The following is a 13388-nucleotide window of genomic DNA, read 5'->3' as shown; positions in this document are numbered from 1 at the left end:
CAGAAAGATCTCGGCGGTCAGCGGCCGGGTACGCCCCCGCGGTCGAGCCACCCGGGTGGGCGGCGTCGCGGTGGGGCCACGGTCGCGAGCTGTCACCTCGCGGCCGGTACCCGTGACCGGGTTGACCAGGTGGGACCGGTCGGTCCCGAACCTCGGCCAGTATCCCACAAGTTCCACCGGCTCCCGAAACTCCGGCGCCGGCCGCGCGCCGCGGAGGCGCTCGACGGCCCAGTTGTCCGGACTACATAGATTCACCGCATGAGGCGCATCCCACCGCGTCGCCGCGCAGTACACGGTCGCGCCGCCCGGGCGGTCGCCGCGGTCGCTCTGACCGTCGCCGCCCTGACCGTGGCCGGGTGCACCGGCCCGCTCGAAACCGGCCCGCTCGAAACCAGCCCGCACGAAACCAGCCCGCTCGAAACCAACCCGGGCGCGTCCGCGCCGCTTTCCCCGGCGCCGGCCGGGACGCCGAGCACCGCGCCCCGCGTACCCCTCGTCCTGGCCGCCCACGCGACCCGCCCCGTGCTCGACATCGACGCGGCTGCCGCGCAGGCCCTGCTGGCCGGCGGCGCCGACGACTGGGCCGACCTGGGCCTGCCGCGCGGGCGCCTGCGGGTGACCTCCGCGCTGCCGGACCGGGCGGCGCCACCGGGCGCCGCAGAGGCGGCCACACCGGCCGAGGCCCTCGACCGGGTTCGCGCCGACCCCGACACGCTGGCCCTGGTGCCCGCCGACGCGGTCGACCCGACCGTACGGGTGCTGACGGTCGGCGGCGCCCATCCGCTCGCCGATCCGACCCGCTATCCGCTGACCACGTCCGGCCGACCGCCGCAATCGGTCGCGACCGTGACGATCGTCGGCGACATCATGCTCGGCCGGCGGGTGGGTGACTCGCTCGCCGCGGGCGAGGACCCGACCGCCGTCTTCGCCCCGCTGGCCGACCGACTGTCTGGGGCCGATCTCACGGTCGGGACGTTCGAGGCGGCACTGTCCGATGACGGCCCGCCCTACCAAGGCGCCGATTCCTTCCACGCCGATCCCGAGATCGCACTCGCCGGGTTGAACAGGGCAGGCTTCGACGTGGTGAGCCTGGCCAACAACCACGTCGGCGACTTCGGCACCGGCGCGCTGGTGACCACCTTCGACATCTTCGACGAGGCGGGAATCGGGCGGTTCGGCGCCGGGCGCGATGTCGCCGCCGCGCGGGCACCACTGATCATGGAAGCCCAGGGGCAGCGGATCGCGTTCATCGGCACGGAGTCGATCGAGGGCGTCGCCGCCACCGAGGACTCCCCCGGCGTCAACCGGCTGTCGATGCCGCCGCGTACCGGTCCGCTGAACCGGGCCGAGCGGGAGGCGACGTTGCAGGTGATCCGGGAGGCCGCCGCCGACGCGGATGTGGTGATCGTGATGCCGCACTGGGGCACGCAATACACCCACGAGGTGGAGGACTCCCAGCGCGAGACCGCCCGGGCCTTCGCCGATGCCGGCGCGGATCTGGTGATCGGTGGGCACCCACACTGGGTGCAGGGCTGGGAGCAACTCGATGACACGACGGTCGCGTACTCGCTGGGCAATTTCGTCTTCGACATGTCGATGAACGAGCAGGTACGCCAGGGCGTGTTCGTGGAGATCACGAGCTGGGACGGCACGGTCGTCGCGGTGGATCCGGTCGCCCACCAGATCGGCGACGACCACGCCCCGCGGCTGGCCGGCGACCGGGCGCGCGCGGAGATCCTCGGCGATCTGGCCTCGACCAGCTCCGGCCCGTTCGCCGACCCGGACGCCTGACCGTGGCCCGTCAGGGCCGGTCGGCGAGCCAGGCCCAGACGATCTCGCCGACCCGGCCGAGCTGGGCCTCGTCGACGACATCGGGGGTGTCGCGCCGGGAGTGGTAGCCGGCGTAGTCGACGCTGCCGAAGCGGGCCGCGGGCAGGCCCGCCTTCTCGAACGACCAGTGATCCGAGGTACGCCCTTCGCAGCCGCGGGCGGCGATGTCGAGGCCGGCGGCGACATCGAGCAGTTCGTCGCGCAGGTCGCGGCCGACCGGGCCGCCGGTGCAGATCGGCACTTCGTCCGCGGGCACGCCGACCCGGTCCAGGGCGATCATCGCCACCATCCGATCACCCTGACTGCCGAGGTCGGCCACATAGCGCTGCGAGCCGTAGTGATGATCATCGTCGCCCCGCCCGCGGGGTTCCTCGGCACCGAAGGCGATGAACCGCACCTGCTGCAGATCTTGGCTCGCCGCGAGCCGCGCCAGCTCCAGCAGCACGGCCACCCCCGACGCGTTGTCCTCCGCGCCCGGCGAGACGGCGATGGTGTCGAGATGCGCGCCGATGATCACGTAGTCGCGGTCCGGGTCGAAGGTCGCCGGCTGGGCGATCACGTTGCTGGAGGTGCCGGCCGCGACCGGCGTACCCCACGAGTCGCCGGCCGGGACGTCGAACTCGGGACGATCGACGTCGTAGCCGAGTTGCAGCAGCCGTCGCGACACCTCATCGGCGGCCCGGGCGAAGGACTCATCGGTCGCCAGCCGCGGGCCGATGTCGCCTGCCAGCCATTCCACGTCGGCCAGCGCCGCATCGGCGGAGAACTCCGGCGCCGGGGTCGGGCTGGGGGTCGGGGTCGGCCGGGACGCGCCCGGCGGGCCGGGTGCGGGTGTCCCGGGTGGGGTGGGCGGTGCGCCGGGCGCCGGATCGCCGGCGGTGCAGCCGAGCAGCAGCCAGCCGCCGAGCGCGGCAGCGACGACGGCGGCGCGGCGGCGGGTGTTCCGGGTCGCGGTCATGACATCGACTGTAGGCAGCGCTGCCTAGAGTGAGGCCGTGACGAGAGGGGGCGGGCCGCGGGTCGGGGCCGGCCTGCTGGCCCTGGTTGCCCTGCTCTCGCTCGCCGCGAATCTGCGCGTCGCCGCGGTGGCGGTCAGCCCCGAGCTCGGCCCCATTCGTGCCGATCTCGCCATGACGGGCGTCGTGGCCGGCCTGCTCACCTCGCTGCCGGTGATCTGCTTCGCGATCTTCGGGATCCTCGCCCCGGCTCTCAGTGGGCTGGTCGGCCTGCACCGGGCGGTCGCGCTGGGCCTGCTCGCCGTGGTGGCCGGACAGGCGGGCCGGGTGTTCGCCCAGGACCAGGTGACGTTCCTGGCGTTGTCCGCGCTCGCGCTGGCCGGGATGGCGCTCGGCAATGTGTTGTTGCCCGCGCTGGTCAAGCTGCATTTCCCGGACCGGGTGGGTCAGGTGACGGCGTGGTACACGACGACGCTGATGATCGGGATGACGCTGGCCAGCGTCGGCACCGCGCCGCTCGCGGACGCCGTCGGCGGCTGGCGCCCCGCGCTGGCGGTCTGGGCCGTGCTGGCCGCGATCTGTCTGGTGCCGTGGCTGGGGCTGCTCGGCCATGACGCCCGGATCGGCCCCGCCGAGCGGCGGGTCGGGCTGGGCGAGATCGCGCGCACCCCGACCGCGTGGATCCTCACGGCCTTCTTCGCGCTGCAGGCGATGCAGGCCTATGCCCTGTTCGGTTGGCTGCCGACGATCTTCGTCGATGCGGGCCTGGACCGCGTCACTGCCGGGGCCCTGCTAGCCGTCGTCGCCGGCATCGGCGTACCGCTCGCGCTGGTCTTCAGCTACTGGACGGCGCGGCACCCGAGCCCCTACGGGCTGATCGGCGTGACGATCGGCTTCGCGGTGATCGGCGACCTGGGGCTGTTGCTGGCTCCCACGGCGGCGCCCGTGCTGTGGGCGATCATCCTCGGCATCGGCAACTCGAGCTTCCCGATCTATCTGGCGATGATCGGGCACCGCGCCCGCACGACGGCCGGGCTGCGGTCGCTCTCGGCGTTCACCCAGAGCACCGGGTACGCCTTCGGCCTGCTCGGCCCGATGGCGGTCGGTGTCCTGCGCGATGCCACCGGCGGGTGGACCTGGCCGCTGGCGCTGATGATGGCGATCTCGGTCCTGATGGCCGTCTTCGCCCTGCTCGCCGCGCGGCCACGGGTGATCGAGGACGAGCTGCCGGCGGCCGGCAGCGCTCAGCCGGTCGTCGACCGTGCCCAGTGCGCGGCCGCGGAGTCCGAACGTCCGGCGCCGTAGATCCGCAGCAGTTCCGCGATCGCGGGAAACTCCGCGTCCAGTCGGTCGGCGGCGGACAGGAAGTCCCCGGCGGCCGCCACGCCGCGGAACATGCCCTGGGTCTGCCGGGCGAGCGCCCCGGGGTCGTCCGATGAGGCGGCGGTCGAGAGCTCGGTGGTGGCCCAACTGTCGCTCGATGCCTCGATTCCGGCCAGCCGGTCGGCGAGCTCTCCCGCCCCGACGCGGCCCGCGGTCGCATCGGCGGCCAGCGCCCGCAACTGACCCAGCCGGGCATGCGCGACCGGGTTGCCGATCTTCACGCGGCGGCCCGCTACGAGGTGGGAAAGCATCGGGGCCGACAGCCCGAGGACCGCGGCGATCCGGGCCTGGTTCAGGCCCAGCGCGCGGCCGATCTCGGCGATGATCTCCGCGAGTGGCTGGCCGTAGAGTGCGGCCTGGCTCGCGCGGTGGCTGGCTGTCGGGTCGTCGGGCACCGCGCCAGCCTAGGACAGGCGATGACGGATGGAAACGAAATGCTTGACACTGGTTCCGAACGTAGTCAATACTTTCCGTTCGTAAACACCTGGGAAAGGGGAACCATGCGTATCCGACATCTCATCGCCCTCGCAGCGAGTCTGGGGCTGATGCTCACCTGGCTCGTCGCCGGGCCCGCGGCGCTGAGCCGGGCCGATGTCCCCGACGGCCGGCTGCTGATGGTGCTCGACTCGTCCGGGTCGATGAACGAACCCGCCGGCGACGACCGCAGCAAGATCGACGCCGCCAAGACCGCGCTGACCTCGGTCGCCGACTCGCTGCCCGCCGACGCGCAGGTGGGCATGCGCGTCTACGGCGCCACGGTGTTCTCCGCCGACGACCCCGGCGCCTGTGAGGACTCCCAGCTCGTCGTTCCGATCGGAACCGGCAACGCCGCCGCGCTGAAGGCCGAGATCGCGAAGTACAAGCCGTTCGGCGAGACTCCGATGGCCTATGCCCTGGAACAGGCCGCCAAGGATCTCGGCGGTGAGGGCCGGCGCTCGATCCTGCTGGTCTCCGACGGCGAGGAGACCTGCGCACCGGACCCGTGCAAGGTGGCCCAGCAGATCGCCGATCGGGGCATCGACCTGCGGATCGACGTCGTCGGCTTCCAGGTCTCCGGGCAGGCCCGCGAACAGCTCGAATGCATCGCCGACAAGGGCCGGGGCGGCTACTACGACGCCGCCGACACCGAACAGCTCACCCAGTCGCTGAACGAGGCGAAGGACCAGGCGCTGAACCCGTTCGAGGTCACCGGCACGCCGGTGGAGGGTACGCCGGACTCGGCCGCGGCGCCGCCGCTGACCACGGGCCGCTGGGTGGACAAGCTGGGCGCGCCGGGTCAGGCCAGGCATTACCGGCTGACCCGCACGGTGGAGGGCTCGTCCTTCTGGGTCGGCGCCAGCATGCAGCCGCCGTCCAGCTCAGACGCCCAGGTCTCGCTGCGCCTGTCCCCGCTCGGCCAGCCCAGCCTGAGCTGCGGCGACGACATCGCCAGCCGGATCACCGCAAGCTTCTCCCGGACCCTGCTGACCGGCGTCGCGAACTCGTGGCTGCCGCCGGATTCGACGAAGACCGACTGCCTGACCGGCGATCTGGTCCTCAGCGTCACCCCGGCGGAGGCCTACGATCCGCTGGAGGGCCAACCGATTCAGATCAACGTCGTCGAGGAACCGCCGCTGGCCGCGGATGCTGCGATCCCGCAGCCGCCGGCCGACCCGACCTGGCAGCCGGTTCCCCTGGGCCAGCCGATCGACCGGCAGGGCGAGTTCAGCTTCGACACGGCACCGCTGATCGACCCGGGCACCTATCGGTTCACGATCAGCCCCGGCGATGTGCAACTCTTCCGCGTCCCGGCGGGCTGGGGGCAGCGCATCCAGGCGACCGTACTGATGCCGCCCGCGACCGGCGACGGATACGGGTCATCGTTCAAGCTCCGGGTGCTGTCGCCGCTGGGCGGAGACGCCTCGGTCGATGCCGCCGAATCGCCCAACTCGAGCTCCGACAGCACCTCGACGGGCACGGAGTCCGCGGCGTCGGTGTCGACCTATCCGATCGCCTACCGCAACCGGGAACTGCCCACCGAGGCCCGGACGAGCGCGGCCCTGCCGGGCGAGTATCTGATCGCGGTCACCTACGACGAGGGCGACGGTGAGACCATGACGGCGACCCTGCAGGCGGACGTGATCGGCGACGACGCCCAGGTCCCGGACTATCAGGGCGACCCGCCGGACGTCCGCGGCCCCGGGAACGATCGCGGCCTGCTGGGCGGGCGGCCCTGGCCGTTGATCATCGGTCTGGCCGGCGGCGCGGCGGCTCTGGTCGCGATCGGCGGCGGCGCGCTGTGGCTGTTGCGGCGCGGCTGAGCGCGTCACGACAGCACGCCCGCCGCCCGGGGATCACCCGAGCAGGATCACGAGGATCGCCACCACCAGCGCGATGGCGCCGAGAAAGGCGCCGGCGGTGAGAACGATCAGCGCCGTCTTCCGAGCGCCCCGTCCGGAGTTCCGGGCGGGGCGCTGCGCGCGGGCCGGGGCGGCGATCCGACGGCCGGTGCCGGGATCCACCGGCGTCGGGGTCGGCGGGGAATCGATCAGCGTGCGCCGCGGCAGGGCGGCGAGCTGATCGAACACCTCGGGCGGATCGGGTTCGGCCAGCCACGGCGTACCCCCGGTGAGCAGGCCGGTACGCCGCAGCTCGGCGCGGGCGTCGGCCGCCGACGACGGCCGGCGCCGCGGATCGGGATCGGTGAGCCGGGCGAGGAACGGCCACAGCGGCGATGGCCAGTTCTCGGGCAGGCCGCGCGACGGCTGGCCGGTGATCATCCGCTTGCCGACGACGCCGGCCGCGTGGAGATCGTGCCGTGGTTCCGGCTCGGCGCCGCGGGCCTGTTCCGGCGCCATGTAGCCGAGCGTGCCGATGCTCATCGAGGTGTGGGTCAGGCGCGGCTCGTCCATGATCACCGAGACGCCGAAGTCGGAGACCCGCAGCCGGGGCATCCCGGTCCCGGTGGCATCCAGCAGCAGGTTGGCCGGCTTGATGTCGCGGTGCACGACCCCGTGGGCGTGGATCGCCTCCAGCGCGGCGAGCAGTTGGTCGAGCAGGACCGCGGCATAGGCGTCGGGCAGGGCACCGTGATCGCCGAGCAGCGTCTCCAGCGAGCCGCCGGCGACGAGGTCCATGGCCAGCACGACCCGGTCGTCGTCGGCCGCCCACCCGGTCGGTGCGAGCACGTGCGGGTGATCGATCCGCAGGGCCTGTTCGCGGACGAAGCGCAGCACCATCGCCGCATCGGAGTGGGTCAGTTGCTTGGCGGCGATCCAGCGCCCGCTCTTGCGGTCGAAGGCACGCCAGACCCGACCCATGCCGCCGTCACCGATCCGGTCGTACAGCTCGAAGCGCCCCGCGACAAGCTCCATCTCAGCCCCGACCGGCCACTGCCGCGGGCGCGGACTCGCGACGCAGGCCGCGGCGGCTCGCCCACCACACCAGCACGACCGACAAGACCACCAGCACGACCACATTGGGCACCAGCTCGACCGGATTGACCGTGCCTGCGCCGCGTTCGAACAGCGAGCCGCCCTCCCCGGCGTAGAAGGCGACGATCAGCGAGACGAGATTGTTGACCACGTGCAACGCGATGGCCACGCCGAGGCCGCCGGTCAGCCAGGTCGCGATGCTCATGATCATCCCGAAGCAGAAGTAGTAGACGTTCAGCCAGACGTCGCCCGCCCCGTGCAGGGTCATGAAGACCATGGAGCAGAGCACCCAGGCGAGAATCATGCCGACCCAGCGGTGCGGGATCCACGACGCGATGGCCCGGGGCAGGAATCCGCGGAAGGCGTACTCCTCCCCCGCCGCCTGCAGCGGTGTGGTGAGCAGCGTGAAGGCCAGATAGAGCCCGAAATCGGGATCATTGCCGAACGGCGGGAACGGCTCCAGCAGGCCGAGCACGACATACATCAGCAGATAGCCGACCAGGGCCGCCCCGAAACAGCGGGCCAGCCAACCCCAGCGCAGCTTGCCGTCGACCGAGGCCAGCCAGCCCGGCCGCTGTCCGAAGAAGATCAACTGGGCAAGGATCGCGATACCGATCAGCGCGGCGAGCCCGAGGTTGTTGGCGACGAAGATCGCCGGCGTCACCTCCAGCTCGGCGGGGCTCAACGCGTCGAAGTCGGTTCGGCCCGTTGCGATGTCCACCCCGAAGCCGATCGCGCCGAAGACCAGCGACGCCACGAAACCGAGCCCGACGAAGAACACGATGCCGACCAGCGGGCGCCACCAGCGCAGCGCCGGCGTCCGATAGAACCGGTAGTAGTTCCGCGGCTCGACGGGCAGCATCGGCGGCCGCCCCGGATGGGCCATCGGCACCGGGTGGTGCGGTGCGCCCGGCGGGTACGCCACGGGCGGGCCCGGCTGCGCACCCGGGTGATGGGCGCCGGGCGGGACGGCCGCCGGCGGGAAGCCCCCGGGACCCGGAGCCGGGGGAAAGCCGCCAGGTGGCACGGCGAAGCCGGCCGCTGGCGGCGGGAAGCCGTCGGGTGGCGCAGCGGCGTCGCCGGGCACGGCGCCCGGCGGCCGGTCCCCGGGCGGGGGTGCCGTCATCGGGCCGGGCCCTCGCCGGGGAACCAGAGGGCGATCTCGCGCTCGGCGGATTCTGGTGAGTCGGAGCCGTGGACCAGATTCTCCCGGTTGGACAGGGCGAGATCGCCGCGGATGGTGCCCGGCGCCGCCACCCGGGCGTCGGTCGCGCCGTTCAGCAGGCGTACCACCTCGATGGCCGAATCGCCGGACAGGATCATCGCGATCGACGGCCCGGAGGTGACGAAGGCCCGCAGCGGCGGGTAGAAATCCCGCTCGACGTGCTCTGCGTAGTGGGCGTCGGCCAGTTCGGCATCGACGTGGCGCAGCTCCAGCGCCTCGATCGCGAGGCCCTTCGCCTCGTAACGGTGCAGGATCTCACCGACCAGCCCACGCCGCACGGCATCGGGCTTGATCAGGACGAAGGTGCGCTGAGTCATGCCGCAACCCTAATGGTGAGGCTCAGTCGGTGTCCCGGGCGCGCGCCTCCAGCCGGCGCCCGAGCACGATGCCGAGCACCCACAGCCCGCCGAAGACCAGCGCCATGATCCAGATCGCCGGATTCACGAAGCCGAGCGCGACGGCGCCGAGCTGGACCAGCCAGCCCAGCAGATAGCCGAAGCTGCCCCGCCGCAGCGTCGCCGCCGCGAGCAGGGCCAGCAGCGCCAGCCCGCCGCCGAGCAGCACCGCCAGCCACAGCGGGCGTTGCGAGATCTGGTAGATCACGAAGATCGACAGGCCGAAGACGATCACCTCGAAGGCGAGCACCGACAACAGCACCGACTGCATGGGGTTGCCCGGCTGCAGTCTCATCGGGCCGTCATCCTCATGCGGCCATCATCGCACCGGCCTGCCAGACTGTCCGCATGGCCCAGTCGACGCCGACCCACCCATCCCTGCCCGCACATCTGCGTCTGGCGACCACGCCGGAGGCCCGGCCGGAGGCGGTGATCACCGGGCCCCACTGGCGGATCACGATGCTCAGTTCCCGCCTGGTCCGCCTGGAATGGTCGCCCGACGACGAGTTCGAGGACCGCGCGACTCAGCTCGTGATCAACCGCGATCTCGAGGTGCCCACGTTCTCCGTCGAGCGGGACGGCGACGGGGTGTTGATCACCACAGAGCATCTGCGACTGAGCTACGACGGCCAGGAGTTCTCCCCGACCGGGCTGCGGATCGAGCTGCTCGGGGGGATCTCCAACTACCACTCGGTGTGGCGGCCGGGCGTACCCCCCGATCCGTGGGAGGGCGAGGACTCGAACCCGGGCGGCACCGCGCGCACCCTCGACGGGGTCGACGGGCGGATCGCGCTCGACCCGGGGCTGATCAACCATCACGGGTACGCCGAGGTCGACGACTCGGCCACCCTCGCCCTCACCGATCGCGGCTGGGTCGAGCCGCGTCGGCCCGGCAATCGCGATCTCTACGTCTTCGCCCACGGCCACGACTACGCCGCCGCCGTGCGCGAGTTCACCCAGATCGCCGGGCCGCAGCCGATGCTCCCGCGCTATGCGTTCGGCAACTGGTGGAGCCGATACCACCGCTACACCGACGAGGAGTACCGCGAGCTGATCGGGCGGTTCGCCGCCGAGGACCTGCCGTTCAGCGTCGCGGTGATCGACATGGACTGGCACTGGACCGATCCCGACCCGCGCTTCGGCTCGGGCTGGACGGGATACTCCTGGAACACCGAGCTGTTCCCCGATCCGCCGCAATTCCTTGCCTGGCTGCACGAACAGGGGCTGCGGGTGACGCTGAACGTGCACCCGGCCGACGGCATCCGCGCCTTCGAGGACCGCTACCCCGAGATCGCCCGCGCCCGCGGGATCGACCCGGCCAGCGAACGACCGGTGCTGTTCGACATCGCCGACCCGACCTTCGTGCCGCCCTATCTCGATCTTGTGCACCACCCCCTGGAGGACGAGGGCGTCGACTTCTGGTGGCTGGACTGGCAGTCCGGCCCGTACTCGACGATGGCGGGGCTGGATCCGCTGTGGATGCTGAACCACGTGCACTACCTGGACTCCGGCCGGAACGGCGCCCGGCCGCTGACCTTCTCTCGGTACGCCGGGCTCGGCTCGCACCGCTACCCGATCGGCTTCTCCGGCGACACGGTGATCAGTTGGGAATCCCTGGACTTCCAGCCGGAGTTCACCGCATCCGCGGCCAATGTCGGCTACGGCTGGTGGAGCCACGATGTCGGCGGCCACACGTGGGGCGTGCGCGACGACGAGCTCGCGACCCGGTGGGTGCAGCTCGGCTGCTTCTCCCCGATCAATCGCCTGCACAGCACGAACTCGGCCTTCGCCTCCAAGGAACCATGGCGCTTCGACGCCATCGCCGAGGCGACGATGGGCGAGTTCCTCCGGCTGCGGCACCGGCTGGTGCCCTACCTCTACACGATGAACGAGCGTGCCCACCGGCTCGGTGAGCCGCTGGTGCGCCCGATCTACTGGTCGTACCCGGCCCGCACCGAGCCGTACCGGCATCCGAATGCCGCCCACTTCGGCACCGAGTTGATCATCGCACCGATCACCCGTCCCGCGGACCGGCGGACCCGGCTGGGCCGCTCGACCGCCTGGCTGCCCGAGGGCGAGTGGATCGACATCTTCACCACCCAGCGCTACACCGGCGGCCGGGTGGCCGCCTTCCACCGCCCCCTGGCGGGCTATCCCGTGCTGGCCCGGGCCGGTGCGATCGTGCCGCTGACCGGCGAGGGCGAATACGGCATCGAGAACCCGGGGTCGCTGGAGATCCTGGTCTTCGCCGGCGCCGACGGCGAGTTCGAGCTGTACGAGGACGACGACGCGGCCGAGCCCCGTGCCGTGCGGACGCGGATCGCCTACGACGACGGGACGGGCGTGGTGACCGTGCATCGGGCGGTCGGCGACCGGTCGGTGCTGCCCGCCGAGCGCGATCTGGTGATCAGGCTGATCGGCGTGGACCGGCCGCGGGCGCGCAAGCCTGCGTGGGACGAGGCGACGCGGACCGCGACCGTCGAGCTGCCCGCCACCCCGGTCGGGCGTACCGTCCGCGCGTCGTTCGGTACGCCGCGGATCGCACCCCCGCGCCACGACGAGATGATCATGGAGTTGTTGCAGACCTCCCAGGTCGAGATGCTGACCAAGCAGGCGTTGCAGCAGTTGCTGGTCGATCACGACCAGCCGCTGGACCGACTCGCGGCGCTGGAGGCGCTGGAGCTGGACCCGGCGTTGTTCGGCGCGCTGACCGAGATCCTGACCAGCCGCTGATCAGTCCTCGTCGTCGACCAGTTCGGCGTCGACGATCTCGATCTCGTCGTCGTCGGAATCGTCGACGACGGGCTCGTCGGCTTCCTCGGCGACCAGCAGTGTGCGCGCCTCGCCGACGGCGATCACCGAACCGGTGACCAGCACCCCGGACCCGGTGAGCTCGTCGCCGCCGGTGCCGGACTCGGCGAGCGCGACGGCCTGCTCGATGGCCCGGTCCAGGCGCGGCTGCACGCTGACCCGGTTGGCGCCGAAGATGCCTTCGGCGAGCTCGCCCAGCTCGGCGGCCGGCAGGCCGCGGTCGGTGGAGGCGACCTGGCTGACGACCACCTCGTTCAGGATCGGCTCCAGGATCCGCAACATGGCCTCGGCGTCCTTGTCGCGCATCACCGCGAGCACGCCGATCAGCGGATCGAAGTGGTACGCCTCACGCATCCCCTCGACCAGCGCAGCCGCGCCGTGCGGGTTGTGGGCGGCGTCGAGCACCACCGCGGGCGCGCTGCGGGCCAGCTCGAGCCGACCCGGCGCGCGCACATCGCCGAACCCGTCGGTGATCACCTGGGCGTCGAGATCCTTGCCGCCGAGGAAGACCTCGACCGCGGCCAGCGCGAGCGCGGCATTGGCCGCCTGGTGGGCTCCGAAGAGCGGCAGGAACACGTCCCCGACGGTGCCCTGCGGCTCGTTCAGCCGCAGCAACTGCCCGCCGACCGCGGGCTGGCGCTCCAGCACGCCGAAGTCGACGCCCTCGCGCAGGGCGGGTGCGCCGACCTCCGCGCACCGCTCCAGCAGCACCTTCGCCACGTCGACGCTCTGACCGGCCAGCACCGCGGTCGAGCCGGGCTTGATGATCCCCGCCTTCTCCTGCGCGATCTTGGCCGGGGTGTCGCCGAGCAGGTGGGCGTGATCGACGTCGATCGGCGTGACCACGGCGACCTGGGCGTCGGCGACGCTGGTGGCGTCCCAGGTGCCGCCGAGACCGACCTCGAGGATCACCACGTCCACCGGCGCATCGGCGAACGCCGCGAAGGCCATCGCGGTGATCACCTCGAAGAAGGTCATCTGCGGTACGCCGTCCAGGCGTTGCTCGTCCACCATCGCCACATAGGGCTCGATGTCGGCCCAGATCTCTGCGAACCGCTCCTCGCTGATCGGCCGCCCGTCGATGCTGATCCGTTCGGTCACGTCGCGCAGGTGCGGGCTGGAGAAGCGGCCCGTGCGCAGGCCGGTCGACCGCAGCAGCGCGTCGATCATGATCGCGGTCGAGCCCTTGCCGTTGGTGCCGGTGATGGTGATCACCGGGGCGGCGTTCTGGGGGTCGCCGAGCAGCTCGCAGAGGGCGCGGATGCGGGACAGGCTGGGGGCGACCCGGTGCTCGGGCCAGCGGGCGGTCAGCGCGGCGGTGAGTTCGGCATGGCTCATGGTGGGCAACTGTAGGCGGAGCGTCGGGTGTTCGGCC

At 71.9% G+C, this 13388-nt stretch carries 11 protein-coding genes; 4 read left to right on the top strand and 7 right to left on the bottom strand.

All coding sequences use genetic code 11. From position 1 onward, the window contains the following. Positions 1-258: 258 nt before the first annotated feature. Complete coding sequence (locus ACXDC7_RS07825) at positions 259-1791, top strand: CapA family protein (protein ID WP_459221755.1); 1533 nt, start codon at positions 259-261, stop codon at positions 1789-1791. A gap of 10 nt (positions 1792-1801) precedes the next feature. On the opposite strand, the gene ACXDC7_RS07820 is transcribed toward ACXDC7_RS07825, so the two are convergent. Next, positions 1802-2788, bottom strand: coding sequence for a M28 family metallopeptidase (locus tag ACXDC7_RS07820; RefSeq protein WP_459221754.1), 987 nt, complete (start codon positions 2786-2788; stop codon positions 1802-1804). A gap of 37 nt (positions 2789-2825) precedes the next feature. On the opposite strand from ACXDC7_RS07820, the gene ACXDC7_RS07815 reads away from it, so the two are divergent. Next, positions 2826-4091: an MFS transporter gene (locus tag ACXDC7_RS07815; RefSeq protein WP_459221753.1), complete on the top strand. Its 1266-nt coding sequence runs from the start codon at positions 2826-2828 to the stop codon at positions 4089-4091. Here the strand turns inward: ACXDC7_RS07815 and ACXDC7_RS07810 are convergent. Further along, positions 4031-4564: a DNA-binding protein gene (locus ACXDC7_RS07810; protein WP_218843664.1), complete on the bottom strand. Its 534-nt coding sequence runs from the start codon at positions 4562-4564 to the stop codon at positions 4031-4033. The genes ACXDC7_RS07815 and ACXDC7_RS07810 overlap by 61 nt on opposite strands. Positions 4565-4669: 105 nt before the next feature. Between ACXDC7_RS07810 and ACXDC7_RS07805 the strand changes: the two genes are divergently transcribed. After that, a complete protein-coding gene (locus tag ACXDC7_RS07805; protein ID WP_179444058.1) occupies positions 4670-6469 on the top strand; it encodes a vWA domain-containing protein in 1800 nt (599 codons plus the stop codon). 33 nt (positions 6470-6502) lie between these two features. On the opposite strand, the gene ACXDC7_RS07800 is transcribed toward ACXDC7_RS07805, so the two are convergent. The 4 genes from ACXDC7_RS07800 to ACXDC7_RS07785 are packed head-to-tail and all read right to left on the bottom strand — an operon-like array spanning position 6503 to position 9497. Continuing rightward, positions 6503-7522: a serine/threonine-protein kinase gene (locus ACXDC7_RS07800; protein WP_179444059.1), complete on the bottom strand. Its 1020-nt coding sequence runs from the start codon at positions 7520-7522 to the stop codon at positions 6503-6505. A gap of 1 nt (position 7523) precedes the next feature. Beyond that, on the bottom strand, positions 7524-8708 hold the full coding sequence (locus ACXDC7_RS07795; protein ID WP_459221752.1) for a CPBP family glutamic-type intramembrane protease: 1185 nt from the start codon (positions 8706-8708) through the stop codon (positions 7524-7526). Next, positions 8705-9124, bottom strand: a complete 420-nt coding sequence (gene ndk / locus ACXDC7_RS07790) for a nucleoside-diphosphate kinase (protein WP_459221751.1) — start codon at positions 9122-9124, stop codon at positions 8705-8707. Before ndk ends, ACXDC7_RS07795 begins: the two co-directional genes overlap by 4 nt. A 22-nt stretch (positions 9125-9146) precedes the next feature. After that, positions 9147-9497: a DUF4233 domain-containing protein gene (locus ACXDC7_RS07785; RefSeq protein ID WP_179444062.1), complete on the bottom strand. Its 351-nt coding sequence runs from the start codon at positions 9495-9497 to the stop codon at positions 9147-9149. Between the two features lie 53 nt (positions 9498-9550). On the opposite strand from ACXDC7_RS07785, the gene ACXDC7_RS07780 reads away from it, so the two are divergent. Next, positions 9551-11935, top strand: a complete 2385-nt coding sequence (locus tag ACXDC7_RS07780) for a TIM-barrel domain-containing protein (protein ID WP_459221750.1) — start codon at positions 9551-9553, stop codon at positions 11933-11935. On the opposite strand, the gene ACXDC7_RS07775 is transcribed toward ACXDC7_RS07780, so the two are convergent. Continuing rightward, positions 11936-13351, bottom strand: a complete 1416-nt coding sequence (locus ACXDC7_RS07775; protein WP_179444064.1) for a bifunctional folylpolyglutamate synthase/dihydrofolate synthase — start codon at positions 13349-13351, stop codon at positions 11936-11938. It abuts the gene before it with no gap. Positions 13352-13388 lie beyond the last annotated feature (37 nt).

The organism is Naumannella huperziae, from assembly GCF_054073625.1.
This window is presented reverse-complemented; position numbering and strand designations above follow the sequence as displayed.

What these genes read in the sequence shown, in the direction of transcription:
- ACXDC7_RS07775 (WP_179444064.1), bottom strand. Translation starts at nt 13,351, where the DNA reads ATGAGCCATGCCGAACTCACCGCCGCGCTGACCGCCCGCTGGCCCGAG.
- ndk (WP_459221751.1), bottom strand. Translation starts at nt 9,124, where the DNA reads ATGACTCAGCGCACCTTCGTCCTGATCAAGCCCGATGCCGTGCGGCGT.
- ACXDC7_RS07820 (WP_459221754.1), bottom strand. Translation starts at nt 2,788, where the DNA reads ATGACCGCGACCCGGAACACCCGCCGCCGCGCCGCCGTCGTCGCTGCC.
- ACXDC7_RS07795 (WP_459221752.1), bottom strand. Translation starts at nt 8,708, where the DNA reads ATGACGGCACCCCCGCCCGGGGACCGGCCGCCGGGCGCCGTGCCCGGC.
- ACXDC7_RS07785 (WP_179444062.1), bottom strand. Translation starts at nt 9,497, where the DNA reads ATGAGACTGCAGCCGGGCAACCCCATGCAGTCGGTGCTGTTGTCGGTG.
- ACXDC7_RS07780 (WP_459221750.1), top strand. Translation starts at nt 9,551, where the DNA reads ATGGCCCAGTCGACGCCGACCCACCCATCCCTGCCCGCACATCTGCGT.
- ACXDC7_RS07825 (WP_459221755.1), top strand. Translation starts at nt 259, where the DNA reads ATGAGGCGCATCCCACCGCGTCGCCGCGCAGTACACGGTCGCGCCGCC.
- ACXDC7_RS07800 (WP_179444059.1), bottom strand. Translation starts at nt 7,522, where the DNA reads ATGGAGCTTGTCGCGGGGCGCTTCGAGCTGTACGACCGGATCGGTGAC.
- ACXDC7_RS07805 (WP_179444058.1), top strand. Translation starts at nt 4,670, where the DNA reads ATGCGTATCCGACATCTCATCGCCCTCGCAGCGAGTCTGGGGCTGATG.